Source organism: Novosphingobium silvae (genome assembly GCF_009856825.1).
Lineage (GTDB): Bacteria > Pseudomonadota > Alphaproteobacteria > Sphingomonadales > Sphingomonadaceae > Novosphingobium > Novosphingobium silvae.
Genome location: NZ_WVTD01000030.1, coordinates 1 through 26648, shown reverse-complemented (window position 1 = coordinate 26648; position 26648 = coordinate 1). Strand labels below are relative to the sequence as shown.

At 61.2% G+C, this 26648-nt stretch carries 20 protein-coding genes and 4 pseudogenes; 13 read left to right on the top strand and 11 right to left on the bottom strand.

Annotation, left to right across the window (positions count from 1 at the left end; all coding sequences use genetic code 11):
* Positions 1–64 precede the first annotated feature (64 nt).
* The 3 genes from GR702_RS20570 to GR702_RS20560 form a co-directional block, all read right to left on the bottom strand.
* Positions 65–1117 carry a zinc-dependent alcohol dehydrogenase family protein gene (locus GR702_RS20570; protein WP_160987426.1) on the bottom strand — a complete coding sequence of 351 codons (1053 nt, stop codon included), beginning with the start codon at positions 1115–1117 and terminating at the stop codon, positions 65–67.
* A 115-nt stretch (positions 1118–1232) separates the two neighbouring features.
* Positions 1233–2381, bottom strand: a complete 1149-nt coding sequence (locus GR702_RS20565) for an epoxide hydrolase family protein (protein WP_160987425.1) — start codon at positions 2379–2381, stop codon at positions 1233–1235.
* Complete coding sequence (locus GR702_RS20560; protein WP_160987424.1) at positions 2378–3868, bottom strand: aldehyde dehydrogenase family protein; 1491 nt, start codon at positions 3866–3868, stop codon at positions 2378–2380. Before GR702_RS20560 ends, GR702_RS20565 begins: the two co-directional genes overlap by 4 nt.
* Positions 3869–4041: 173 nt before the next feature.
* Between GR702_RS20560 and GR702_RS20555 the strand changes: the two genes are divergently transcribed.
* The 3 genes from GR702_RS20555 to GR702_RS20545 are packed head-to-tail and all read left to right on the top strand — an operon-like array spanning position 4042 to position 6631.
* A complete protein-coding gene (locus GR702_RS20555; protein WP_160987423.1) occupies positions 4042–4503 on the top strand; it encodes a MaoC family dehydratase in 462 nt (153 codons plus the stop codon).
* Positions 4500–5387 (top strand): HpcH/HpaI aldolase/citrate lyase family protein, encoded by an 888-nt coding sequence (locus tag GR702_RS20550; protein WP_160987422.1) that lies wholly within the window; start codon positions 4500–4502, stop codon positions 5385–5387. Before GR702_RS20555 ends, GR702_RS20550 begins: the two co-directional genes overlap by 4 nt.
* On the top strand, positions 5384–6631 hold the full coding sequence (locus GR702_RS20545; RefSeq protein ID WP_160987421.1) for an acetyl-CoA hydrolase/transferase family protein: 1248 nt from the start codon (positions 5384–5386) through the stop codon (positions 6629–6631). The genes GR702_RS20550 and GR702_RS20545 overlap by 4 nt, the downstream gene beginning before the upstream one ends.
* Positions 6632–6646: 15 nt before the next feature.
* Here GR702_RS20545 and GR702_RS20540 read toward each other — a convergent pair whose 3' ends face one another.
* Together GR702_RS20540 and GR702_RS20535 are read right to left on the bottom strand one after the other, a co-directional pair.
* Positions 6647–7702 (bottom strand): alcohol dehydrogenase, encoded by a 1056-nt coding sequence (locus GR702_RS20540; protein WP_160987420.1) that lies wholly within the window; start codon positions 7700–7702, stop codon positions 6647–6649.
* 11 nt (positions 7703–7713) lie between these two features.
* On the bottom strand, positions 7714–8688 hold the full coding sequence (locus GR702_RS20535; RefSeq protein WP_202408406.1) for an alpha/beta hydrolase: 975 nt from the start codon (positions 8686–8688) through the stop codon (positions 7714–7716).
* A gap of 223 nt (positions 8689–8911) precedes the next feature.
* Between GR702_RS20535 and GR702_RS20530 the strand changes: the two genes are divergently transcribed.
* The 5 genes from GR702_RS20530 to GR702_RS20510 all read left to right on the top strand — a co-directional run bounded on the left by GR702_RS20530 (position 8912) and on the right by GR702_RS20510 (position 14340).
* On the top strand, positions 8912–10078 hold the full coding sequence (locus GR702_RS20530) for an acyl-CoA dehydrogenase family protein (protein ID WP_160987419.1): 1167 nt from the start codon (positions 8912–8914) through the stop codon (positions 10076–10078).
* Between the two features lie 41 nt (positions 10079–10119).
* Complete coding sequence (locus GR702_RS20525; RefSeq protein WP_160987418.1) at positions 10120–11316, top strand: CaiB/BaiF CoA transferase family protein; 1197 nt, start codon at positions 10120–10122, stop codon at positions 11314–11316.
* A 9-nt stretch (positions 11317–11325) separates the two neighbouring features.
* Complete coding sequence (gene kce / locus GR702_RS20520; RefSeq protein WP_160987417.1) at positions 11326–12255, top strand: 3,5-dioxohexanoate:acetyl-CoA acetone transferase; 930 nt, start codon at positions 11326–11328, stop codon at positions 12253–12255.
* Positions 12256–12260: 5 nt separating this feature from the next.
* A complete protein-coding gene (locus GR702_RS20515; protein ID WP_160987416.1) occupies positions 12261–13262 on the top strand; it encodes an NADP-dependent oxidoreductase in 1002 nt (333 codons plus the stop codon).
* Between the two features lie 91 nt (positions 13263–13353).
* On the top strand, positions 13354–14340 hold the full coding sequence (locus GR702_RS20510; RefSeq protein WP_160987415.1) for a LysR family transcriptional regulator: 987 nt from the start codon (positions 13354–13356) through the stop codon (positions 14338–14340).
* Between the two features lie 15 nt (positions 14341–14355).
* Here GR702_RS20510 and GR702_RS20505 read toward each other — a convergent pair whose 3' ends face one another.
* A complete protein-coding gene (locus GR702_RS20505; protein WP_337192661.1) occupies positions 14356–15999 on the bottom strand; it encodes a flavin-containing monooxygenase in 1644 nt (547 codons plus the stop codon).
* A gap of 279 nt (positions 16000–16278) precedes the next feature.
* On the opposite strand from GR702_RS20505, the gene GR702_RS20500 reads away from it, so the two are divergent.
* The 4 genes and pseudogenes from GR702_RS20500 to GR702_RS20485 all read left to right on the top strand — a co-directional run.
* Positions 16279–17616: a spinster family MFS transporter gene (locus GR702_RS20500; protein WP_237449846.1), complete on the top strand. Its 1338-nt coding sequence runs from the start codon at positions 16279–16281 to the stop codon at positions 17614–17616.
* Between the two features lie 187 nt (positions 17617–17803).
* Positions 17804–20074, top strand: coding sequence for a TonB-dependent receptor (locus GR702_RS20495; RefSeq protein WP_160987413.1), 2271 nt, complete (start codon positions 17804–17806; stop codon positions 20072–20074).
* Between the two features lie 47 nt (positions 20075–20121).
* Entirely contained in the window at positions 20122–21249 is a 1128-nt protein-coding gene (locus GR702_RS20490; RefSeq protein WP_160987412.1) for an alkene reductase, read from the top strand.
* Positions 21250–21325: 76 nt separating this feature from the next.
* Positions 21326–21556: pseudogene (locus GR702_RS20485) on the top strand (transposase); the annotation flags it as partial.
* Between the two features lie 212 nt (positions 21557–21768).
* On the opposite strand, the gene istB reads toward GR702_RS20485, so the two are convergent.
* On the bottom strand, positions 21769–22497 hold the full coding sequence (istB, locus tag GR702_RS20480) for an IS21-like element ISSsp4 family helper ATPase IstB (RefSeq protein ID WP_160987411.1): 729 nt from the start codon (positions 22495–22497) through the stop codon (positions 21769–21771).
* Positions 22484–23401: pseudogene (locus GR702_RS20475) on the bottom strand (Mu transposase domain-containing protein); the annotation flags it as partial. The gene istB and the pseudogene GR702_RS20475, both read right to left, overlap by 14 nt.
* A 64-nt stretch (positions 23402–23465) precedes the next feature.
* Here GR702_RS20475 and GR702_RS20470 point away from each other — a divergent pair.
* Positions 23466–24464 carry an IS110 family RNA-guided transposase gene (locus GR702_RS20470; RefSeq protein WP_160987428.1) on the top strand — a complete coding sequence of 333 codons (999 nt, stop codon included), beginning with the start codon at positions 23466–23468 and terminating at the stop codon, positions 24462–24464.
* A 242-nt stretch (positions 24465–24706) separates the two neighbouring features.
* Here the strand turns inward: GR702_RS20470 and istA are convergent.
* The 3 genes and pseudogenes from istA to tnpB all read right to left on the bottom strand — a co-directional run.
* Positions 24707–25315 (bottom strand): annotated as a pseudogene (gene istA, locus GR702_RS20465) (IS21 family transposase); the annotation flags it as partial.
* A gap of 112 nt (positions 25316–25427) precedes the next feature.
* Positions 25428–26204: pseudogene (locus GR702_RS20460) on the bottom strand (IS66 family transposase); the annotation flags it as partial.
* Between the two features lie 72 nt (positions 26205–26276).
* Positions 26277–26564, bottom strand: a complete 288-nt coding sequence (gene tnpB / locus GR702_RS22465) for an IS66 family insertion sequence element accessory protein TnpB (protein ID WP_160987427.1) — start codon at positions 26562–26564, stop codon at positions 26277–26279.
* Positions 26565–26648: the final 84 nt, after the last annotated feature.

The window sequence follows — 26648 nt, the reverse complement described above, 5'->3', positions numbered from 1 at the left end:
GAAAACGCGCTGATCTTCGCCCTCGTCGGCCAAGTCGCAGCCGAAGCCGGCGTGCTGCTGATCATCATGTCTGCGGGGCCGGGCTGAGCGCCGTCCCGAAAAATCGACTTCGGCAGCGGGCTGTTATGACAATCTTGCCTACATGTTTCGCCGCTTCGAGCTTGCGATAGGCGTCAGCTGCCCGGTCGAATTCAAATACTTCATCAATCACGGGTTCGATGCGATGTACTTCGATCATCCGGTTCATGGCTTCGAAATCATTACGCGAGCCGACGAGGATGCCGCGGATGGTTTTCCAGGACATGATCGACAGCGGATTTATCTGCCCGGACGTCAGGACGCCAATGAGATGAACCTGACCATTCACCGCCGTCGATGCGATCGATTTTGGCAAGGTTCCGCCGCCGCCGATCTCCACGACATGGTCCACGCCGCGCCCATCGGTGAGGCGAAGAACTTCGTGCTCCCAGTCGGGATGAGATGCATAGTTGATGGTGTCATCAGCGCCTAGCGCGCGCAATTGGGCGAGTTTCTCGTCACTGGAAGAGGTCGCGATGACGCGTGCACCCGCGGCGCGGGCGAACTGAACTGCAAACATCGAGACGCCGCCGGTTCCGAGTGTCAGGACTGTTTCCCCAGCTTTTACCGCCCGTGGACCATTCAGCGCGGACCACGCTGTCACGCCGGCACAGGGCAGGCACGCGGCCTGCTCGAAGGACAGGTGCGCTGGCGGTTTCACGGCCACTGCTGCATCGCAGACGAGATACTCAGCAAGCACCCCATCGACAAAACCGCCCAGCGACGTCGGAATGTGTTCCGCCGCTACGGGTCCACCAGTCCAGTTGTTGGAAAAGGTGGGACAGGCCCGATCGCCAACGACAAAATGGGTGACATCGTCTCCGACGGCGACCACCTCGCCGCATCCATCGGACAGGGGAATGATCGGCACAGGCATTTCCGCGCCATAACCGCCCTTGGCCACAAGGAGGTCGCGGAAGTTGAGCGACGCCGCGCGCATCCTGATGAGGATTTGTCCGCGTCGGGGAGACGGGACCGGGAGCTCGGCAGAGCGCAGATCGTTGATTCCACCGGTTCCAACGAGTTGATAGGCAAGCATCGGGTCGGCTCCTTGGCGCATATGCTTTCTGATGGGGCAACGGACAGGGGATGACATAGCGGACCGGTAGTAATTTGGGAATTTCGTTGCCCGGCGCTGCTTTGCGCGAACCTCGTTACAGAACCTGGGAGAAGAACTCGCGGATATCGTCGGAAAGTGCGACAGGTTCTTCAAGCGCTGCAAAATGTCCGCCGGCCGGCATGCTCGTCCAGCGTGTGATATTGTAAGTTTGTTCTGCAAGCGCGCGAGGCGGATAGGGGATGAATTCTGCTGGAAACTGCGCGACAGCGGTCGGAGCCTCGACCCGTACGCCTGCATATCCGCCTTTTGCCGCTTCCGTGGCGCGGCCGCGATATAGCCAGATGGATGTCGCGACAGCATCGTTGACGAGCGTGATCATCAAGTTGGTGATGAGGTCGTCAAGCCCGAAACGCTGCTCCAGACCAAGAGGAGCGTCGCTCCAGGCATTGAATTTCTCTAGGACCCATGCGGCATAGCCTATTGGGGAATCGGATAGTGCAGTGCCGATGGTTTGCGGGTTCTCGGTCTGGACCTGATGGTACCCGAAGGATCGGGATTGCACCTTGCCGAGAGCGCGCCAATAGGCGGTTTCTTCGTCGGATGAAGGGGGGCTGACTGGACGGGACATCGCCGCGACCATGTTGAGGTGAATGCCGGCGACGACGTCGCCGTGGTCCGCTCCGAGAAAGGTTGAAACCGCAGATCCCCAATCCCCTCCCTGGGCGCCGAAGCGCTCATAGCCGAGGACTTCGGTCATTAGCTTGCGCCATAGAGACGCTATGCGGCGCGGGCCGATGGGGCGCGGCGCTGCCTGAGAAAACCCATAGCCAGGCAGGGAAGGGATGACGAGGTCGAAGCCTAACGCCGGGTCGCCGCCGTACCGGTCAGGGAAGGCGAGGGGCTCGACCATTTCCATGAACTCCAATGTGGATCCCGGCCATCCATGGGTAAGCACGAGTGCGCGTCCCCTGCCGCTTCCGCGCACGTGGTAGAAATGCACATCCAGCCCGTCGATCCGAGCGACGTACTGGGGCCATTTGTTGAGCCGTGCCTGTGCTGCCTGCCAGTCGTACGCATGGACCCAGTGGTCAATGAACCGGTTCAGGAAGGCCCCGTCGATCCCGTAGTTCCATTCACCTGCGTCATCTGGTTCGGGCGGGAGGGCCGAATTGCGAAGGCGGGTGCGGATGACGTCCAGCTTTGCTTGCGGGACGTCGACCCGGAAAGGACGAGGCAAGCTCATGCCGTTCGCAGCCACACCGTCTTCGAATAGAGGTAGTCTTCGATATGATGCGGACCGCCCTTGCTTCCGTATCCGCTCATTTTCGTTCCGCCATAGCTGACCGAGGGATCGGTCACGCCGTAGCAGTTGACCCACAGGATGCCCGCCTTGATCGCGCGCGAAACCCTATGCGCTCGCCCGACGTCGCGGGTCCAGACGGCCCCACCCAGACCGTATTCTGTCTGATTGGCGAGATGGATGACCTCTGCTTCGTCATCGAAGGGAATGATGGATATGACCGGACCGAAGATCTCTTCGCGCGCCACGCGCATGTCGTTGTTGACGCCTGCGAGAACCGTCGGCGTGACGAAATACCCTTCCGCGAGCGATCCACCAAGCCGTTCACCGCCGAACATCACTCGCGCGCCTTCCTGCTGCGCAAGGTCAACATAGCTGGTCACGCGGTCGAGCTGGGCCTTCGACACGAGGGGGCCAAGTTGGGTTGCAGGATCGCAGCTGTCTCCCACCCGCAGTGTTGCCGCAAAGTCGGCAAGGCGCTGTGCGAAGGCGTCGTGGATCGAGCGCTGAACGAAGAGACGCGTGCCTGCGTAACAGACCTGGCCGGTGTTTCCGAAGCATCCCATCGCGGCTCCCGGCACCGCAATATCAAGATCGGCATCCTCGAACACGATGTCTGGCGACTTTCCGCCGAGTTCTACTGCAACCTTTTTCATGTTCAGGGCCGAGGCCTCTACGATCCGCTTGCCCGTGGCAGTGGACCCCGTGAACGCGATCTTGTTGACGTCCGGATGCTCTGCCAGTGCGGCGCCGGCAGTGGCTCCGGGGCCGGGTACCACATTGACGACGCCGTCGGGCAGACCCGCTTCCATCATCAGCTCGGCAAGCCGAAGCGATGACAGCGGTGCCTCCTCCGCCGGTTTCAGAACCAGCGTGCAGCCGGTGGCAAGGGTCGGGCAGATGCTCCACAGCTGCGTGATCAGGGGGCCGTTCCACGGAATGATGCCCCCGACGACACCGATCGGATCTTTGACGGTGTAGCTCATGAAGGAGCCGGGGAAGCTGTTCTCCAGCGTTTCGCCGCGAATGTTCACTGCCTGGGCGGCATAGAACCGGAAGGCCTGGAGCATCCACCGCTTGAACATGCTTGTCCGGGCAACCGGTGCACCCATGTCGAGGGTTTCCAGCAGGCCGAGATCATCGAAGTTCTTCTCGATCGTGTCAGCGATCTTGAGCATCAGGTTCTGCCGATCGAAGGGCGACCAGGTGCTCCATGGTCCTTCGAAGGCTGCGCGAGCAGCGCGCACGGCAAGGTCGATGTCCTGGGCATTGCCGCGTGCGACAGTCGCGATGACCTTGCCCGTTGCAGGATTGGTGACCTCGAAGGTCTCGCCGGTTACCGAATTCACCCATTGCCCGCCGATAAGCAGTCGCTTGGGATGGCCGTCGAGAAACGGATGGCTGGTTTCCTGGCGCTCGATGATTTCCATGTTTCCTCTCACAGCGGTTGCTTCGGCAATGACCGAATCGCTTGAGCGGACACCTTCGGGCCTGTGGCGACCAAGCCAAAATAGCGACTTCGTCTGACAGGGATAACCACTTCCTATGAGCGGGGGAGGCGCCGGCAGCTTAGGTGGGAGGGATAAATCAAGGAGAACGATGCATGGCTGGCAAATGGTTCGACGAACTCAACGTGGGAGATGTCTTCGACCATCCCATCCGTCGCACGCTGACCGAGACTGATAATGTACTCTTCAGCGCGATGACCCATAACCCGGCGCTGCTGCACCTCGACGAGGAATACTGCAGAACGGAGACGGAATTCGGCAAGCGGCTCGTCAACTCGGCCTTCACGCTGGGCCTGATGGTCGGCATTTCGGTCGGCGATACGACGCTGGGTACGGCCGTTGCGAACCTGGGCTGGGATGAAGTCCGCTTTCCCAAGCCCGTCTTCCATGGCGACACCATCCGCGTCCAGACTGAAGTCATCGAACTTCGCGAAAGCCGGTCCCGGCCCGATCAGGGTGTCGTTACATTCCTGCACCGCGCCTACAACCAGCATGGTGATCTGGTCGCCCATTGTCGGCGGTCGGGACTGCAGCGCAAGCGTCCGGTGGCTTCATGACGCCGCGGTCCTGGCTGTTTATTCCCGGAGACAGCGACAAGAAGCTGGGCAAGGCCGATGGTGCCGGCGCCGATGCGCTGATCCTCGATCTGGAGGACGCCGTAGCTCCCCAGAACAAGCCCGAAGCGCGTGAAAAAGTCGCGGCGTTTCTGCGGGAGCGAAAGATCGGCACCCGACACTGCGAACTGTGGGTCCGGATCAATCCGCTTACAAGCGGTCTCGCTCTCGATGACCTCGTCGCGGTGATGCCGTTCGCGCCGGATGGACTGATGTTGCCTAAGCCCGATGGCCCGGAGGATGTCCGGACATTGTCGCTGTATCTTGACGCATTCGAGGCTCAGAACGGTCTCGACCTCGGATCGACCCGCATTCTGCCGGTCGCGACCGAAACGGCGGTAGCACCGTTCCGGCTCGCGGACTATGCAGGAGCAAATCTCAGTCGTTTGGCCGGGTTGACCTGGGGAGCCGAGGATCTCTCCGCCGCCATTGGTGCGAGCACCAATCTTGATGCCACCGGCGCCTGGGCGATCACGTTCAGGATGGTGCGATCGCTGACGCTGCTGGGCGCGCACGCTGCCGGCGTCCCGGCGATTGAGACGCTGTTCGTCGATTTCCGGGATGAGGAGGGCCTGGCTGCATCGTGTCGTGCCGCGCGCGCCGAGGGCTTCTCCGGCCGCATCGCAATCCATCCGGCTCAGGTGGACGCCATCAACCGCAGCTTCACGCCCAGCGAGGAGGAGATTGCCTTTGCGCGCAGGGTTGTCGACGCATTCGCAGCCGCGTCGGATGCCGGCACCATCGGTCTCGATGGCAAAATGCTCGACATTCCGCATCTCAAGCAAGCCCGCCAGACCCTTGCTTTGGCTGAAGCGGTGTCGAGATGAGCCTGGAGGCCATACTCGATACCATTCGCCCCGGTGATACCGTCTTCGTAGCTGGATCTACGGGAGAGCCCACCGCTCTTCTCGACGCCTGGGGCCAGGATCCGGAACGAACCCGCGGTCTCCAGATCGTTACCAGCGCAGTACCAGGCATCAACGCACTGGACCTCGGCGCCTGGCATCCTTCATGCCAGGTTACAGGGCTGTTCATGCAGCCTGCCTTTCGCTCACTGCACGAAGCGAGGCGTTACCATTGGCTGCCGCTCTCGTATGGGGGCTTCACCAAGCATCTGAGAGAATGCAGCACCCCACCTGACACCTGCGTCGTACAGGTATCGCCGCCTGGGCCGGATGGCCGGCATTCCCTTGGGTTTGCGGCGGAATTCATGCCTGTTGTTCTGGGGCGCGCACGGCGGATTCTCGCCGTCGTCAATCACGCGGTGCCCTACATCGCCCGATCCCCGAAAATCGACAAGACCGCATTCGACGCCATTTGCGAGGTCGAGACATCTCTTCCCGCTTACGACACCGGAGAGCTTGACGAGGTGTCGGTGACAATCGCCAGGGCAATCGCTGGCCACGTCAAAGATGGCTCTGCGGTTCAGGTCGGCATCGGCAAGGTGCCGGCTGCTCTACTGGCGGCGCTCGCCGGCCATCGCCGCCTTCGTATGCAGAGTGGGATGCTCGGAGAGGGCTTTCGCGTGCTGGTAGAGGCTGGGGCGGTGGAGGAAGGTTGGGCCCATCAGGGCTGTGTTATGGTCGGCAGCCGTTCGCTGTACGACTGGGCAGCCGACCAGGACTGTTTCGAAATCGCGGGCTGCGAGCATACGCATGATCCTGCGCGGCTCGCATCGACCGCGGATCTCGTGGCCGTTAATTCTGCTTTGGCGGTGGATCTGTTCGGGCAATGCAACCTTGAACTGGCGGGCAGTCGTGCCGTTAGCGGGGCAGGCGGGGCACCCGATTTTGCCCGCGCTGCCAAGCTTTCGCCGGGCGGACTGAGCATAGTTGCCCTGCCGGCTACAGCAAAGGGCGGGTCGGTTTCCCGGCTCGTGGTCGCCTTGCCGTCGCCCGGACTATCGAGTCTGCCCCGCACCGACGTCGATATGATCGTGACGGAATATGGCGTTGCGGATTTGCGAGGTCTGGATGTGGCTGAACGCGGTGCCCGCATTGCGGCAATCGCGGCTCCGCAATTTCGAGACCAGTTGCAGCGCGAGTGGTGGGCGCTACATGCGGCGATGTAGCGCCACGCCTTTTCGTTAGAGGTCTTCGAGAACGAGGCGGCCGGTCACATTGCCCTCGCGCAACGCGACCATCGCCTCGTTCACTTTGTCCTTGGCGAGGGTCGCGACCGGCGTCGGGGGAAGCAGCCCCTTGTTGGCCATTTCCACAACGTCGCGCAGATCCTGGATCGAGCCGGTCAGAGCGCCGAGGATAGAGTTGGCCTTGAAGACCAAGCCGGCCAGGGAGAGGGTGATTTCACCGCCGCTCACGCCGACGACGACCAGGCGACCTCCCTTGCTCAGGGCGTCGAAACCCATTCTCGCGGTGGGAGAGATGTTCACGAAATCAATGACAGCGGGAACCGGGCCGCCCGTGACCTCGAGCAATCTCTCGAGGCTACCTTCACCCGAGCTGTTCACAACGGCACTGGCGCCTTCGGCCGTCGCGGCCGCAAGCTTTTCGTCACTCACGTCGACCGAGATGATCGCCCGGTGGCCGAAGGCGCGAAGCATTGCGATTGCCGTCAGCCCGAGGCCCCCGGCACCGATCAGGACCACCGGCTGCTCGGGTGCGAGCGGCAATACCTTTCGGATCGCCGAATAGGCCGTAATCCCCGAGCATGCGTAAGTCGCAGCGAGGGCAGGGTCGATATTGCCCGGGTCCACGAGGTAGCGCGGATGGGGGACTTTCACGTGGCTGGCAAAGCCGCCATGCTGGACAACACCCAGGCTGCGTTGCGCGGTGCAAAGATTGTCCTGCTCGGCCTTGCACGCGTCGCACGTTCCGCAACCGATCCAGGGATAGACGATGCGGCGGTCGCCGATCGCAACGCCCTGTGCATCGGGGCCCAAAGCGACGACCTCTCCCACGATCTCGTGGCCGGGGCATCGCGGCAGCCTCACCCCGCGATCGGCAAGCTTCATCACCTTGCCCCCGCCCAGATTGTACTCACCCTTCCAGAAGTGGAGATCGGAATGGCACACCCCGCAGTGCGTGACGCGTACGACGACTTCACTGGATTCAGGTCGGGGCGTCTCCATCTCGAGCTGCTCGAGGGGGGCGTTGGGTGCCGTTACGGCCCAGGCTTTCATGAAACGTCCTTTCAGGTAGTTGTATTGGCGATGAAGCGCGCGATCGCGCGCTCGGCATCGAGACGGTAGCGTTCTGCAACCGAGGCTGACGCGACGAGGTTGAAGCCGTGGTAGGCTCCCGGATAGACGTGGAGCTCGACCGGCACTCCTGCTTCAAGCAGCCGCCTCGCGAACTCCATGTCTTCAGCAGCGAACAGATCGATTGAGCCGGTCGCGATGAATGTCTTTGGAAGACCGGCAAGGCTCTCGGCGCGCGCAGGTGCGGCGTAGGGATGGGTGCCGGCATGCCCCGGCTCGGTCCCGAGGTAGCTTGTCCATCCGAAGCGGTTCGCCGCGCGCGTCCATACGAAATCACCGGTTCCAGGCGCACCGGATGTGCGATCATCGAGCATGGGGTAGAGCAGCCATAGCCACGACGGAACTGCTCGGCCCCGATCCCTCAGCCTGAGCGCAAGGCCGGCTGCAAGTCCGCCGCCAGCGCTTACGCCGCGGATGCCGACTTCGTCGCTTGCAATTCCAAGCCCGCCTGCGTGCGAAATGAGCCAGTGGAAGCCGGAAAGACAATCGTCCAGTGGGGCAGGGAAGGGGGCCTCGGGTGCCAGACGATAGTCGACCGAGAGGATGACCATCGAGTGGCGTGCGCAAAGATCTCGCATGAGCACATCCTCGCGGGCAGCCGTTCCCATCACGAAGCCGCCCCCATGGATATTGAGCATCGCCGGGGCGGGCTCAGCGAGCATGGGGCGGGAGGGACGATAAAGAAGGGCGGAAAGCGAGGAGGAAATCTCGATCTGCTCAACGGCCACCGTATCGTTTGCGTCAGTGGGAGCACCGTCCCCCATGATGGACCTGAAGTCGCCGAGAGTTTCGGCTGTCAGCGTGTCAAAGTTCGGGATTGCTGAGAGTGCAGCCACAAGTTCCGGATCGACCAGAGAAAGCGGTTCAGCCGCTTCAGGCAGCGCGTCAGTGACAGCTGGCAGTTCCAACATCCCGTCCTTCTTGCGTGGGCTTTGGTCAGCCGACGCTTGTTATGGTCTTGTGAAAGATGGCGGCTGTGCGTGCAGGCGACCAATAGGAGTTTGGACTGCGCGCCATAGCGCGGCGCTATGTCGGCGTTTGGGAAGGGTGTCTTGACCATACGGTCCAGCTATGGCGCGCATACGCAATCCATCATTACGCTGCGTTGCCTACCACCGTTAAGACCGGTGTATGGACTTTACATTATCAGAACAGCACCTCGCGATAGACGAGAGTGTTCGCCGCATCTGTGCCAATTTCGGTGACGATTATTGGACGGAATGTGAGGAGAAAGCGCGCTTCCCTCACGAGTATCACCGGGCGATGGCCGATGGAGGATGGCTCGGCATCACGATGCCGGAAGAGCTGGGAGGTGCAGGGCTCGGTGTGACCGAGGCGGCAGTAATGATGCATGCCGCCACCTCGAGCGGCGGTGGCTACACTGCGGCCTCCGCGATCCACATCAATCTTTTCGGCCCTCACGCAATTGTCGTTCATGGCACACCGGAGCAGAAGGCTCGTTGGCTCGGGCCTCTCATCAAGGGAGATCAGAAGGCCTGCTTCGGGGTCACGGAACCCGATGCGGGTCTCGACACCACGAGCATCAAGACGTTCGCGCGCAAGGTCGACGGCGGCTACCGCATCACTGGCCGCAAGATGTGGACTTCGAGCGCCCAGGTCGCTGACAAGATCGTCATACTTGCACGGACGACACCGAAGGAAGATTGCAAGCGGCCCACCGACGGGATGAGCCTGTTCTACACCGACCTTGACCGCTCGAAGATCGAGGTCCGTCGAATTCACAAGATGGGCCGTAATGCCGTCGATTCCAACGCGGTGTTCATCGACGATATCTTCGTCCCTGACGAGGACCGCATCGGCGAGGAGGGCAAGGGCTTCTCCTACATTCTGCACAGCCTCAATCCGGAACGTATCCTGGTTGCGATCGAAGCAATTGGTCTGGGGCGTGACGCTCTGCGGCGTGCGGCGGACTATGCGCGCGATCGCAAGGTGTTCGGTCGCCCTATCGGTCAGAACCAGGGTATCCAGCATCCCCTCGCAGAATGTTGGGCGAACCTTGAGGCCGCCTACTGGATGTGTATGCGCGCCGGCTCCCTGTACGACTCGGGACAATCCTGCGGCGCGGAAGCCAATGCCGCCAAGTTCCTGTCCGGCCGTGCCGCCTTCAATGCCGCGACACAGGCCGTGCTGACCCATGGCGGTATGGGGTACGCCCGTGAGTATCAGGTCGAGCGCCTGTTCCGCGAATCGATCCTCACCCGGATCGCACCGATCACAGAACAGCTGATTCTTTCGTTCCTTGCCGAGAAGGTTCTGGATTTGCCGAAGTCGTACTGATCCTTCGGGCCAGTTAGAACAAAACATATTGGGCGAGTGATATGACGCAGTACCCGCTTGAGGGCATCAGGATCGTCGACCTGAGCCAGATCTATAACGGTCCCTACGCAACCTACCTGCTGGCCCTTGGCGGGGCAGAGGTCATCAAGATCGAGCCACCGGGTGGCGAATCGCTGAGGCGCCGTGCGGCGGTCGGCGGTGCGGCCTTGCCATTCGCAATGCTCAATGGCTGCAAGCGCTCGGTCGTTCTCAATCTCAAAACGCCAGAAGGCAAGGAGGCGCTGGAAGCGCTGGTGGCCGAGGCCGATGTTCTCGTAGAGAATTTTGCTCCGGGCGTGATGGACCGGCTGGGCGTAGGCGCAGACAGGCTGATGGCCCTCAACCCCAGGCTGATTTATGCCTCCAGCTCGGGCTTCGGGCGTGATGGACCCTACAGCAAATATCCCGCGATGGACCTGACGGTGCAGGCAATGGGCGGCATCATCAACATCACCGGATTCCCGGACCAGCCTCCGGTGAAGGCGGGGCCCGCAATGGCCGACTTCTTCGCCGGCATTCATCTCTACGGGGCTATCACCACTGCGCTGTTCGAACGCGAACGGACCGGCATCGCGCGGCGGCTCGAAGTGGCCATGCAGGATGCCGTCTACGCCTCGCTCGCATCGAACCTCGGGATGCACTGGGGCGGCGAGGGCGATGCCTCGTTGCCGGCGCGGACAGGCAACCGCCATGGGGGTCTCGCCGAGGCACCCTACAACGTCTATCCGACAGCAGACGGCTATATCGCGATCATTTGTGTGGGTGAGGCCCATTGGCGCAGTCTTGCCCGGCTGATGGGGGCAGAAGCCCTGGCGGACGATGAGCGTTTCGCAACACTCAAGGCCCGTGTGGAGCATATGGATCTCATCGATGCGACCGTGACCGACTGGACATCGCGGCATCCGAGTTCGGCGCTTTTCGAGCAGATGATGGCGGCCCACGTGCCCTGCGCTCCTGTCCGGACGCTCGATGAGGTCGTCGCGGACGCCAACATGCACGCCCGGGGGGCATTAGCCTGGATTGAGCATCCAGAGTATGGCCGCATTGTTGTCCAGCAGTCGCCGTTCCGCTTCGACGGCGTTCCGCGCATTCCGCTGGCACCGAGCCGGCCGCTGGGAGCCGACACCCAAGACATTCTGGGTAAGCGCGCAGGCTTCACGTCCGACCGGATCGCTCAGGCGGTCGCAGCAAGCAAATAGGAAAAGACCATGTCCTCCAACAAAGTGATCATCAGCTGTGCGGTCACCGGTTCGATACATACGCCATCGATGTCGCCACATCTTCCGATTACGGCATCCGAGATTGCCGATGCTGCGATCGGCGCCGCCGAAGCTGGGGCAGCGATTGTCCATCTTCATGCCCGCAATCCGAAAGACGGACGGCCGGACCAATCGCCTGAGGCCTTCGAGCCGTTTCTCAAGGTCATCCGGCAAGCAAGCGACGTGGTGGTGAACTTGACCACTGGCGGCTCGCCTTACATGCCGGTTGAGGAACGGGTTCGCCCGGCCGAGGTCTGGAGGCCGGAGGTTGCCAGCCTCAACATGGGTTCGATGAACTTCGGCCTGTTTCCCATGCTGAAGCGGTACAAGGACTTCCGCTTCGACTGGGAAGAGCCGATGCTGGAAGGATCGAAAGACCTCGTTTTCCGCAATAGCTTCAAGGACATCCGGTACGCCCTGGAAACGCTCAATGCGACCGGAACCCGTTACGAGTTCGAGTGCTATGACACCTCGATGCTCTATAACCTGCATTATTTCTGGCAGGAAGGGCTCGTCGAAGGCCCGCTGTTTATCCAGACCTGCTTCGGGCTGATGGGAGGCATCGGTAGCCATCCCGACGACGTCATGCACATGAAGCGCACCGCGGATCGCCTGTTCGGCGACAACTATCGGTGGTCGGTTCTTGCCGCCGGCGTCTCGCAGATGAGAGTGGCCGCAATGGCCGCCGCCATGGGAGGTCATGTGCGGGTCGGCCTCGAGGACAATCTCTGGCTTGATAAGGGGCAACTCGCTAAGTCAAATGCTGAGCAGGTCACCCGGGTACGCCAGATCATCGAGGGGCTTGGACTGGAGGTCGCCACCCCGGATGAGGCTCGCGAGATCCTTGCGCTCAAGGGTGCCGACAAGGTGGGATTCTGAATCTCATGCAGAATCGGCGGGTGATCCTCTCCGCACGCCCTGCGGGCGTTGCTCAAGCTGAGCACCTGTCGATTGACACTGCCACGGTCAAGCCGCCGCAAGACCGGGAAATCCTGGTGCGCAATCATGCGCTATCGGTTGATCCGGTCATGCGGTGGTGGCTGTCTGACGGCGGCGGCGTATCGACCCCGATCGGGATCGGGGAAGTCGTGCGTTCGCTTGCCGTCGGTGAAATTGTCGCGTCGAACTGTGAAGGCTTCAAGCCCGGGGAGATGGTCCTCGGCTGGTTCGGCTGGCAGGAATATGCCGCAGTTGGGGCCGAATCCGTTATCCGCAAAGTTCAGGAGAATGGGCTGGCGCCCAGCCTTTCGCTGGGCGTGCTCGGGATCAATGGAATCACGGCATATCTGGCCCTTACGCAAGTGGCCCGGCCGAAGCCCGGAGAAACGGTGCTTGTGACGGCTGCGGCTGGTGCTGTCGGATCGGCTGCAGGCCAGATCGCCCGAAACCTGGGATGTCGCACCATCGGCATCGCCGGGTCCGATGCCAAGGTCGCGGCATGCCTGGACCACTACGGGTACGATGCGGCCGTCAGCTACCGATCGGAAAATCTGACACAAGCCCTTCAGCGGCATAGCGGCGCCGGCATCGACATCTTTTTCGACAACGTTGCGGGGCCCGTCAGTGACCTGGTGATGAATCTTCTGGCGGAACGCGCGCGGATCATCGTCAGCGGTACGATTGGCGTCAGTGACTGGAGCTCGAAACCGGAGGGCCCCAGACATGACCGCGTACTCTTGTCGAAGCGCGCGCGCTGGGAAGGGTTTGTCGTGTTCGATCATATGGACAAGTATGATCTGGCCGTGGCACAACTGGCGCAATGGATCCGCGACGGATCGCTACGGTATCGCGAAGACGTTCTGGACGGGATCGAGAAAGCGCCGGACGCGCTGGCTGGGTTGTATCGTGGAGAGAACGAAGGGAAACGTATTGTCAAGCTGATCTAGCGGGCCGATCCCGCAGCAAGACACAATGAATCGCGAGGATTGCAAGTGCCCGAAAAAATGGGCCGACCTCGCGATTGATAGGAGAGATGCGATGGAATTGAGGCATTTGCGCTATTTCGCCGGCATGGTCGAGGCGGGCAGCCTGATGAAGGCGAGCGAGCGTTTACACGTCGCGCAGCCGTCGCTCAGTGTTCACTTGTCCAACCTGGAGGTGGAACTCGGCACTACCTTGGTCACACGCAGCAATCGCGGTATCGAGCTGACCGACGATGGGCGCCTTCTCTACGAGCGGGCCGTCGTGATTCTGAAGCACCATCAGGATGCGATCAATGCTCTGAAGGCGCGCAAGGGCAAGCCCAAGGGCCTGGTATCCATTGGTCTGCCTTCCACGCTGCCTGGAATTATCAGTGCGCAGCTCTACACGATGCTGCGCAGCGAACTGCCAGATGTGCGACTCTATATTGCAGATGCGAGCACTGCAGCGATCTATGAGTGGCTGCACGAAGGCAAGCTTGATCTTGCCGTGCTGTTCAGCCTCCCGGAGAACAGCGGCGTCGATCTCATTCCGCTCTATGTCGATGAATTCTGCCTTGTCGGCAAGCCTGCCAACAAGCCCGTGCCCGCAGAGATCGAGTTCGAAGAAATTTTGAATTTCCCGCTGGTGATGCCGTGTCGTTCGACGGCCTGGCGCAAGATTCTGGACGATGTCGCCGAGCGTCGCGGCAAGGCCCTTCATTCCGTAATCGAGACGGAATCGCTTTCGGCTCTGCGGTCGATGGCGCTGTCGGGGGAATGCTACGCTTTGCTACCTCGATCATCTGTCATCGAGGAAGTGCGTGACGGCCGCCTCCAGGCGCGCCGGATCGTAAATCCCGATATGCGAGGCGTGATGTCGATTGGGAGCCTGAGCGGTCGCGAACTGGGTAGGGCGGCCACCGAGGTGCGTGACATCGTGGTTCGCGCCTGCGCTGCGCTGCGTGATGACCTGCCGCTCGAGACCGAGCAGCCTTCGCAGTCCCATGTGCTCAGGGTGAAACCCTCCACACTGTTTCCGATCCCGGCCAGCGCAACGCGCTGACCGGAATTGGTAGGATCAGGCCGGGATTGCCTCGGCCTGATCTTTTGTCTTGATGAAACCTGCATACCCGTTTCGCACCACGTCATCGCATTTTGCGACGTAGGTATCGAAACCGCCGACATACGGCATGAAGATGCGTGGCTTGCCGGGAACGTTCGCGCCGAGAAACCAGGAATTGGCTTGGTAGTAGAGCGTCTGGCAGGCGACATCATTCACATGGTCGACCCATTCCTGCTGTGCGCTTTCCTCGGCCTCGATGGTAGCGATGCCCTCGTGCTCCATTTTCTCGATGCAGTCGACGATCCATTCGACGTGCTGCTCGATGGCGATCACGACATTGCTGAGGACGGATGGACTGCCAGGGCCCGTCACGATGAACATATTCGGGAAACCGGCGATTGCGAGTCCGAGGTAGGTCTTCGGGCCCTCGGCCCACTTGTCGCGCAGGGAGTGACCGTTCCGGCCGACGATGTCCATTTTGAGCAGAGCGCCGGTCATCGCATCGAAGCCGGTCGCAAAGACCACGGCGTCCAGCTGGTAGCTTGCATCGGCGGTCTTGAGGCTGGTCTGATCGAAACCGGTGATGGGGGAAGGGCGCACGTCGACCAGGGTCACATTGGGCCGATTGAACGTTGCATAGAAATCGGTGTCCACGCAGATCCGCTTGGTTCCGATCGGATAGTCCTTGGGCATCAGCTTGTCTGCGACCGTAGGATCGATCACGATCTCGCCGATGCGCTCCCGGACGAAATCGGCACTGATCTGGTTAGAGGCCTCAGAGCGCAGGGTGTCGTTGTAGGCATAGAGGAAGTTGGTCCCGCCCTTTTCCCAGCGGCGGCCTAGTTCGACAGCATGTTCTCCAGCGTCGACCTCAAGGGCTGATTTCGTGCCGTAGTCGTAGAGCACGCCGGAACGGGTCGAACGCGCCTTCGCCCGCTGCGCAGGATAGTTCCGTTTCCATTCGGAATCATACTGGTCCTCGATCGGGCCGTTACGCGCCGGCACGCTGAAATGCGGCGTGCGCTGGAAGACATAGAGATGCTCGGCCTGCTGGGCGATGGGCGGAATCGACTGCACTGCCGATGACCCGGTCCCGACCACGCCGACGCGCTTCCCGGTAAAGTCCACGCCTTCGTGTGGCCAATTGCCGGTGTGGTAGATCTCGCCGGCGAAATCCTGAAGTCCTGCGAATTCGGGGATACGGCCAACCGACAGATTGCCGGTCGCCATGATGCAGAAACGAGCGGAGAAGCATTTACCTGCTTCCGTTGCGATCGACCAAAGGTTAGCGCTTTCCTCGTACCGCGCCGAGGCGACCCTGGTATTGAACAGGAAGCTGCGCCTCAGATCAAACCGATCTGCAACGTGCCCGAGGTAGGCCAGGATTTCCGGCTGCGGTGCAAAGCGCTCGGACCAGCGCCATTCCTGCTGGAGTTCCTCCGAGAAGGAATAGGAATACTGCAGGCTCTCTACGTCGCACCGTGCACCTGGATACCTGTTCCAATACCATGTGCCGCCAACGTCTGCCGCAGCTTCCAGACCGAGTACATCGTACCCAAGGGAGCGCAGCTTGTGCACGAGGTAGAGCCCCGCAAATCCGGCGCCAACCACGACGACGTCTAGCTGTTGCGCACCCTGTTCGGAAATTTTGTCAGTCACGTAATCCGTCTCCAAGCCACCGCCGCAGGCTTTGCTGCTTGCATGCCCGCCGTTTTGCATCGTTGTGAGTGGCATCCGGGTAGGGGGGCTGGAACTAGGAATTGGGTCTGCCAGCCATAGTCGCCGGATATAGCAGCGCGGCGGAAGGCCCTTTGGGCAGGGTGCCCGCCGTGCTGGGTATAGCGCCCGCTTATGGTGTGCAGACCAACTCAATATTGGCGCTGAGCCAATAGTTCAGGCGAGTAGGCCCCAATTATAGAGCGCAGGGGAGGGTTGGTCTTGGCGAGGAGTCACCAGCCAGACGATATCGAATTGGTTAAGGCTGATCATCAAGCATCGCTGCCGGAAACGGCGCAATTCGAACCTGGCAAGTATCGCTATGTCGTTCTCTTCGTCCTGGCGATCATCTATTGTCTGAATTACATGGATCGGCAGATCCTCGGAATTCTGTCGCTTCCGATCAAGGCAGAGCTGGATCTCAGCGATATGCAGCTCGGCTTGATGGGCGGTCTCGCCTTTGCGATATTCTACTCCGCCCTTGGCATACCCATCGCGCGTGTCGCCGACCGGGTGAATCGGGTGCGGGTCATTGCGCTGGCGGTCGGGCTCTGGAGCGTATTCACTGCGCTTTGTGGACTGGCGGGCAGCTTCACCCAGCTCTTTCTCGCACGCCTCGGCGTCGGCATCGGTGAAGCCGGTGGCGTGGCGCCGACATACTCGGTCCTCGCCGATTATTTTGCGCCTCGTGAGCGCGCCCGAGCCATGGCGGTGCTTACGCTTGGCCTGCCTGTCGGCTCGGCCCTTGGGCTTTTCGTCGGCGGTGCGATTGCGGCCTCGTATGGCTGGAGGGCTGCATTCTTCGTACTGGGGGTCGGCGGGCTCTTTATGGTCCCGATCGCGCTGTTGAGCGTTCGTGAACCTCGCAGAGGCCGCCTTGATCCGGTGACGTCGGCAAGCACAGAGGCGTCGTTGGGCGAAGTTGTGCGCCACGTGGCCGGCAAGCCCAGCTTCTGGCTCTTCTCGCTCGGTGCCGCCACGGCCTCAATGCTGAGCTATGGCCTGGGCTTCTGGCTTCCGTCCTTCGTTCACCGCAGTCAGAACCTTTCACTGACCGAAACGTCACGATACCTCGCGTTGATCACCTTTGTGGGAGGTGTTGCAGGAACGCTGCTGGGCGGATGGCTCAGTGACCGACTGGGGGCACATCGCAAGGCTGCGTATGGCTGGGTTCCTGGCACCGCGTTCGTGATCGGCCTGCCGTTTTTGCTCGCGGCTGTGACGGTCACGACGCCATTCATGCTCTTTGCCTTGCTTATCGTACCGCAGGCAATGGGGCTGGTATGGACTGGGCCAACCATTGCCGCGATCCAACAGCTTGCGCCTGCGCGAATGCGGTCAACGGCAGCTGCCATCTTCCTGTTCATCTGCAACTTCATCGGGCTTGGCATCGGCACCGTGAGCTTTGGCGCGCTGTCAGATACGCTTCACGGGCAGTTCGGTGACGATGCGTTGCGATACTCCATCATGATTTGCGGGCTGATCCTCTATCCTCTGACTGCGCTTTTGTACTTCGGTGCAGGAAAGCGATTGGCGAAGGACTGGGAACAGGTCGCCTGAAGCGTGGGGACGCTTGGACGCTCCCCGCCAACAATGAGAAAGCCAAGGGCTTGGGCGCGAGGACCTCAACCGCGCCAATACCAAACAACAAGGGGCTCGGACCCTGTCCGCACTGAGTGTCGGCGCTCATCTCCGACAGCGACGAGATCATGCGGCAGCTTCCGGGGAAATTAGGAGAAGGATCGTCATGCGTAATTCAACTGCAATTCTGTCGGCGCTGCTGGGTGCGACCATACTGAGCGGCCAGGCGGCAGCGCAAACACAGTCGGGTGCAGACCGCGCCGCGGCACCGCAGGAGCAGACAGGCTCGGACACCGGGATCGCCGATATCATTGTGACGGCGCAGAAGGGCGCCAACGCGCAGAGCGCGCAGAGCGTGCCTGTCGCAATCACCGCGCTTTCAGCCGAGACGATCAAGGCTGCGCAGGCTGTGAACATCATCGACATCAGCCACATGGCTCCCAACGCCAACTTCACGTCGGCTGCGACGCTTCCGGGCTTTTCCAATTACTCGATCCGCGGCATCGGCGTCTCGGGGAGCACCAGCTCTATCGATCCGGCCGTGAACGTTGTCGTCGATGGCATGGTCTACGACTTCCAGGGCGGCACCATCCAGGATGCCTTCGATCTGGAGGGCGTGGAGATCCTGCGTGGCCCGCAGGGTATTCTGTTCGGACGAAACACGACCGGCGGCGCGGTATCGTTGCGCAGTCGCAGGCCATCCGACCAGTTCGGCGTCCAGGCTGAATTCACGCTTGGAAACTACAAGCGATACGATGGCGCCGTATCGATCGAGGGTCCGATCGTCGAGGACACCATCCTTGCACGGCTGACCGTCTTGCACCGTGAGCGTGAAGGCTACTTCAAGGATAACAATGGCGGTTCGTTCGTCCCGGCACCCTTCAATCCGTCTGGAACTGCGCCGGACGGCGAGACGGGCCGGATCGGCTCTGTCGATACGTGGGTCATTCGCCCGACCCTGGTTATCAAACCGACCGATACGCTGGACATCGCATTGTTCGGCGAGGTCGTCGACATGGGAGGTAACGGCAATGCCGCACGCGTGGTTACCGGCTATGAAGGCCTTATGCGGTCGCGCTTCGGCTATACCCCACCTACCGGCAAGTGGGAAACCAACCAGAACGGGCTGGGATATACATCGATTAAGACCCAGCGGTTGGTCGGCGAAGTCAACCTTGACGTGGGCTTCGGCAAGATAACCTCGGTCACCGGATACCGGCACGTGAACTATCAGTTCGCTTTCGAGGACGGCTTACCCTTCCGAATTCTCGAATTTCCGCGCGGAAACATCATCCGCAGCCGGCAGTTCAGTGAGGAACTTCGCTTCGCCTCGACCTTCTCCGACACCGTGGATTTCGTCGCTGGCTTCTATTTCGACCGGCATCGTCTTTCTGTGCAGGAACGCCGCTATCAATCCAATGTGCTCGCCGATCCCAACGCTGCGACTTACTTCGTGACGAACCGGCAGGGTAATTATGTGCAGAAGGCCGAGGCCTATGCTGGCTTTGCCAGCGTGAACGTCCATCCTGTCGACGGACTGACGCTGAGCGCAGGCGGCCGTTACAGCTGGGAAAAGAAGCAGCTGCACATTGCTCCGCTCGGGGTCTGCACGGGCCCGGGTTTCACCGGCTGCCCAAGCGTCTTTTCCGATTACGAGAAGAGCTGGGATAACTTTTCTCCCAAGCTTGGGGCCGAATATACCCTCACTCCAGGCGTGATGGCCTATGCGTCCTGGACCAAGGGCTTCAGAAGCGGACAGTTCAACGGTCGTGCGACGACCGCGGCCCAGCTCGGTCCGGTTGATCCGGAAATGGCCTCCTCGTTCGAGGTGGGTTTCAAGTCGACGTTCTGGCAGCGCAAGGCACGCTTCAACGTCAGCGCGTTCTATACGAAGTATGACGATCTGCAGCTGACCATCCTCGATGGCGCAACGCAGGTTCTTCAGAATGCCGGCGCAGCCACCTTCGGAGGCATCGAGGCGGAACTTACCCTCAAGCCCGTCGAGCCGCTCGAATTGACCGGAAGCTTCGGTTGGACGGATTCCAAGTACGACAGGCTGGACGGGCCTTTCGCGGCCAATCTGACCGTTCAGCAATCGCTGAAAAAGGAACTACTTAAGGCTCCGGAATTTACGGCGTACGGGTCGGCGGCCTACACAGCCGAAATCGGAAGCGACACGGAACTTACCGGGAGGGTCGCCTACTCGTGGCGAAGCCATTTCTATGTTGATGTCCTGAACAGTCCTGCTGCCTATCAAAAGGCTTACGGAACCCTCGACCTGAGCCTGGCCGTCAAGCGTGACCGCTATTCTCTGACCGCCTTCGGCAGGAATGTCACCGGCGTCCAGTACAAGGACCTCATCAACACCGTCGTCGTGCCCGTCCAGTTCGGGGGTGAACCGGCGACATATGGGCTGACGCTCGGCCTGGATTTCTGAGCCTTCGCAATTGAGCAGCGGGCCGTGCCATCAAAGGAGTGAGTGAAATGACATCAGGCAAACTTTTCGAGGCGTCGAACCTTGGATCGCTCAGCTTGTCGAACCGCGTTGTGATGGCACCGCTCACGCGTGCGCGCGCCTCGATCCACCATGTTCCGACAGACATGATGGCGACCTATTACGCGCAGCGTGCTGATTGCGGCCTTATCGTCTCGGAGGCAACGGCGGTCGACCCACTTGGCATGGGCTGGTTCAAAGCGCCTGGCATCTGGACCGAGGAAATGGTGGAAGGCTGGAAGCGGGTGACCGACAAGGTACACGACGGTGGTGGGCGTATTGTGTGCCAATTGTGGCACATGGGCCGCCTTGTGCTTCCGGACTATCTGAACGGAGAGGTTCCGATCGGACCATCCGCGATCGCGGGCGAGGGGGAAACATTTGCGCCGCGCTCCGCGCAGGATACAGGCCTTCTTCTTCCGATGAAACCTTACGTTGTTCCGCGTGAAATGGAGCAGGAAGACATCGACCGGGCAATCGAGAGCTATGCCGCAGGAGCGCGCAATGCCCTGCAGGCCGGGTTTGATGGGGTGGAGATCCATGCTGCGAACGGATATTTAATTGATCAGTTCCTCCAATCCAAGACGAATGTTCGGCAAGATCGCTATGGTGGCTCGGTCGAAAACCGAGCGCGGTTCCTGAGCGAAGTTGTCGATGCCGTCATTTCAAACGTCGAGCCGGGTCGGGTGGGAATGCGGGTCAGTCCCACAAGCGAGCGTAAAGGCATGGGAGACGAAAATCCTGCTGCGCTCGCCGAGGAAATTGGCCGCATAGCCCAGACCGCGGAGCTAGCTTATGTCCACCTCATTGAGGCAATCGTTTCTGGCTTCACGGAAAAACCAGAGCATCCCGTGATGGCGAATTTGCGCCGCAGCTACTCCGGAATGGTGATCCAGAACGGTGGTTTCGACGCTCACTCAGCGAACCAGTTTATCGCAGATGGCCAAGCAGATGCGATCTCGTTCGGAAGACCATTCATAGCAAACCCTGACCTCGTCAAGCGCATGAAGGCAGGCGTTGCTCTATCGGCACCCAATTTCGATTATGCTTATGTCGGTGACGAGAAAGGCTACATTGATTATCCTTGCTACGGCGATTGCCACTCGGAAACTACGTGACATCATAGGGGTTGACGTGACCCCCGGATTTTCCTCCAAGCTTGATTAGAGTCTGGCCTGATGGAAGGACGGACAAATGAAGCGAGCAAGGTTCACAGAAGAGCAGATCATCGGCGTGCTGAAGGAACAGGAGGCTGGCGCGAAGACTGCCGACCTGGCTCGTCGCCACGGGGTATCGGAAGCGACGATCTACAACTGGAAAGCCAAGTATGGCGGTCTGGAGGTTTCGGAGGCCAAGCGATTACGGTCGCTCGAGGACGAGAACGCCAAGCTGAAGCGTCTGCTGGCCGAGGCGATGCTGGATAACTGTCAACCGGCGCGCAAAACTGACCCCCTATCGGCGTCCAATATTGACCCCACCTTTGGGTAGTGCGGCGGTTATCCCGGTAGTCGATAGGAGGGGCCCACGGACGACGACGCGCACCGTCAGGTGTGCTGGCGGCGGCGTCCGTGGGAGGTCCCTGTTGACCCACCGGGTTAACCGCCGGGGATGGGGGTCCGGGGGAAGGGGTTTTGGGCTCAGTTCCGGTTTTTGAACCGCCAGCTGTCGTTGCCTGTCTCGATGATGTCGCAATGGTGGGTGATGCGATCAAGGAGCGCGGTGGTCATCTTGGCGTCGTGGAAGACGCTCGGCCATTCGCCGAAGGCAAGATTGGTCGTGATGATCACAGAGGTCTTTTCGTAGAGCTTGCTGATCAGGTGGAAGAGCATCTGGCCGCCGGAACGGGCGAAGGGGAGATAGCCCAGTTCGTCGAGCACAACGAGATCAAGACGTGAGAGTTGAGCGGCAAGGCTTCCCGCTTTGCCCAGGCGTGCTTCTTCCTCAAGCCGGTTCACCAGATCAACCGTATTGAAGTATCGGCCTCTGGTGCCAGCGCGTACCACGGCAGCGGTAATGGCGAGCGCCAGATGCGTCTTGCCCGTGCCCGTTCCGCCGACCAGCACGATATTACGCCGCTCCGGCAGGAAGGAGCCGGCGTGCAGGGAGCGGATCAGCCCTTCGTTGATCGGCGTTCCGTCGAATATGAACCCATCCAGGTCCTTGATTGCCGGAAGCTTCGCCGCGGTCATCCGGTATCGGATCGACGCTGCCTCCCGATGTGCAGTCTCGGCACGCAGCAGGTCGGCCAGCATCTCCATGATCGTTCTGTCGCGGCGGATGCCATTGGTGACAGCGTCATCGAAGGCAGTGACCATGCCCTTGAGCCCCAGCCCCTTGAGGGCTGCCACAATCTCATGCCGCTGCATTGAGGCCTCGCACCGTGTCGTAGCGGGCGCAATCTGCAATCGGCGGATGCTTGAGCTTCAGGTTGACGACGACGTCCATGGTCTGGGCATCGCGAGGCTCACGCCGGCGGGACAGGATGTTGAGGATGACCTCGTCGCTGACCGTTCCTGCGCTGAGGGCCTCGGCGACTGCAGCTTCAACAACCTCGAGGCCGTCGTCGGGAATGGCAGCCAGGACGCGCACGAAGCGGCGATCTGCATCATCGCCCTTACCCAACTTGCGTCGCAGCTGGGCGAGTACAGGTGGAAGGTCCCAGTCCTGGAAGGGAGCGCCGTTCCGCAAGGCGCCGGGCTTGCGCGCAAGGATCGGCAGGTAATGCCAAGCGTCCGTGATCGTCTGGTTCCGGCCGAAGACGCGCTCGTGCTCGGCGATGACCGAACCATCCGAGCGGATCACGATGCGCGTCGCGTACGCACGTACCTGGACGGTTTGATGCGCTGCTTTTGCCATCACCGAATACCGGTTGCGATCAAAACTCACCAGGCACGTCGAACTCGCCACGTGCTCGCTCTCGAAGAACCCGTCGAAGGGCACCGGCAGCGGTTGCAGCATGGGCCGCTCCGCCTCCAGTGCCTGTGCGATCGTCATATCCAGATCAGGATGCCCGTTGCGCTCTGCCCAGCGCCTGCACTCGGCTTCCAGCCAGATGTTCAGTTCCTCAAGGCTGGCAAAGCGCAGGCGCGGCTTGAACAGTCGCTCCCTGCTGGTCTGGACCTGGTTCTCGACCTGTCCCTTCTCCCATCCCGCAGCAGGGCTACAGGCCACCGGCTCCACGCCATAATGATCCGTCATGATCAGGAACCGCCGGTTGAACAGCCGCTCCTTACCGGTGAAGACCGTCGTCACCGCCGTCTTCATGTTATGGGATGGACGCCTCCCGTCTTCCAGCCACCATAGGTGGTCAACCAAAAGGAGGAAGACGATGACAATGGAAATGTTAGCGATCGATCTCGGTAAGCAGTCATTCCATCTGCACGGAATCGATTCCGATGGGGTGGTGATCTCGCGCAAGGTGAGTCGTGCGAAGCTCGAGAACGCAGTGACCGAACTGGCACCCGCGGTTGTTGCCATGGAGGCTTGTGCGAGCGCCCACCACTGGGGACGGCAGATTTCGGCAGCCGGCCGCCAAGTGCGTCTGATCAACCCCCGCTTCGTCAAGGCGTTCGTGCGAGGCTCCAAGAACGATGCCATCGATGCGGAGGCGATCTACGATGCCGCTTCCAGGCCGACCATGCGCTTCGTGCCGGTAAAGACGCTGGAGCAGCAGGATCTTCAAAGCTTGCATCGCGTGCGTGAGCGACTGGTCGTCCAACGCACTTCGCTCATCAATCACGCACGTGGGCTTCTCGCCGAGTACGGCGTGGTGCTGCCCCGGGGGCCGTGGCGCTTCCGACAGCAGGCCCCGGCTGCGGTGGCTGAGGCCAATTTGTCCGAGCTCGCCCGCGAGTTGTTTGCGGAGTTGCTCGATCAGCTCACCGATGTCGAGGCGCGCCTTGCAAAGCTCGATGCCAAGCTGGTCAGTATCTGCCGCGAGCACGACGCTTGCCGCCGGCTAGCAGCCTTGCCGGGTGTTGGGCCGGTAATCGCGACCGCGCTCGTTGCCGCGGTGGATGACGGTCGGCATTTCCGCTCCGGCAGGGAGCTCGCCGCCTGGATCGGCTTGGTGCCAAGGCAGTACACGACTGGCGGCAAGCCCAGGCTCGGTGGCATCGGTCGACGCGCCAACCACTATGTGCGACGCCAGCTTATCCATGGCGCACGGGCGGTGATCAGCCGACTTGCTGCAAAAGACGATCGGCGCTCGGTCTGGCTGAAGGGCATTGTTGCTCGAGCGGGCTTCAACAAAGCTCTCGTAGCCCTCGCCAACAAGACAGCCCGCATGGCATGGGTGCTGCTAGCACGGAAAGAAGAATATCGGTCAGCATAACGGAGCGGTTGAAGAGGGCTCAGGTCCTCGGATGATTGCGAGGTGGATGATGATGGTGCAACGGCAAGGGCCGCCGCTTCAAAGCCTGATTTTCGACAGGGCCATCAAGGCCGATCATGTTATGAGGCAAGAGGTAGCGGACTCCCATCAAGGCCAGGAGCTTCACGGCTCCAACCACAGGCCGGATAGATTCACGCAAGCCAAGCCGCAAGCAACGATCAGAACTACCTTGCGGCGGGAGGCGTCCATAGATTGTCGTAGATACCGCGCGTCGGAACCCCGCCGAAGAACGTGAAGGCGCGGGCATGAGCGTCGAAGACCATCTCCTGCGTCTCGCGGGGATAGGCGCGGACGAAGGGCGCCCGTGACCAGCAAAACCGCATGTGCGCGACCTTCACCCGCATCGGCTTGCCCGCGATCTCGACGTCCTCGTGGCTCCAGTCGAACTGGTAAGCCTCGCCTGGCCTGTACATCAACGGGATGAACACCTTCCCCATATCGCCGGCGTCGGCGCGACGCTCACGCTTCCAGCGCGCGGCATAGCGCCGCACAGCGTCATAGGAGCCGCCGAACCCTTCGCGCTGAAGCAGATCATGGATCCTCGTCATACGAAGCCGGTCACGCCGGGGCAGCCCTTCATTCTGCTCGAGCAACTCTTCGAGGCGAGCACTGAAAGGTCCGGTCTGCGGCCGGTGCTGTTCTTTACGCTCGTAACTGGCGTCCGCGTCCGGTGCCCGGACCGCCTTGCGCACCGTGTTGCGCGACAGCCGCAAATCCCGCGCTATCGCCTTGATAGGCTTCCCGTCCCGGTGCTCCCGGCGGATCCTCGTAATCGTCTCCACAACCAACATCCCTGTACCCGCCGTCCGGAACCCAAACGGCGGCGCTTCTCATGATGAGATGAAGGGGGTCAATTTTAGACGCCGATCACCCCGCTAAGGGGGTCAATTTTGCACGCCGCTCCACACGCTCGGCGGCGAGGACGTGTGCCTCGATGAGGCGATAGAGCGGCATCAGCGCGAAGGCAGCGGCACCAACCTGGTCGGCGAGCGTCGAAGTGCTCAGCGGTACGCCCTCGCGGGCGAAGCGCTCCGCCTGGCGGTTGAGGGGTTGGTGCTGGCCGTACTTCTCGAACAGCAGCATGGCGAGGAAGCTGGGGCCAGCCCAGCCACGCGGCACGACGTGGAAGGGCGCGGGCGGCTGCGTGATCGTCTCGCAGTCCCGGCAGGAGAACTTCTCGCGCACGGTCTGGACGACCTTCCAGGCGCGCGGGATCACCTCGAGCGTCTCGGTGACGTCCTCGCCAAGCTTGGACAGCCGGCTCCCGCCGCAAGCCGGGCAAGAGCACGGTGCCGGTACCACAATCCTCTCGCGAGGCAGGTGCGCGGGAAACGGCTTTCTGACCGGCCGCTTGCGCTCGAAGGCGGTGACGGTGGCCGTCTTCTCGGCCGCGACTTCGGCGGCAAGATCGTCCTCGGCCGCATCGGCCTCAAGCTCTTCGAGCTGCAGTTCCATCTGTTCTAGCAGGCGGCGGGTACGCTCGGCGCTGACGCCGTACTGCTCACGCTTCAACTTCGCGATCTGCAGCTTGAGGTGCGCAATCACTGCCTCGGTGGCACTCTCCCGGGCATGGGCATTGGCGAGCTTGGCTTCGGCCTCATTGGCCCGCTGGGTCGCACTCGCCAACCGCGCCTTGAGCGCTTCGATATCGTCAGGAAGGGGCGAGACGGCGGCTTCCATGACCGCGATGGAATCACAGAAGCTCGTCTAAATGAAGCGTAAAATGCTCCGCTGGAGAAGAAAACGACGCCCCTATCCAGCGCTCTGCGGACGCCAGGAATACTGCGGGTTCCGCCAGTCGATCCCGTCGAGCAGGCAGGCGAGTTGCGAGGCTGTCAGCGACACCGTCCCGTCCTTGGCCGATGGCCAGACGAAGCGACCATTCTCGAGCCGCTTGGAGTAGAGCGACATGCCGATCCCATCGTGCCAAATCAGCTTCACCAGCGATCCGGCCCGCCCGCGGAACACGAACAGATCGCCGCCGTGGGGATCGCGCTTGACAGCCCGCTGCCGAAGTCGATTTTTCGGGACGGCGCTCAGCCCGGCCCCGCAGACATGATGATCAGCAGCACGCCGGCTTCGGCTGCGACTTGGCCGACGAGGGCGAAGATCAGCGCGTTTTCG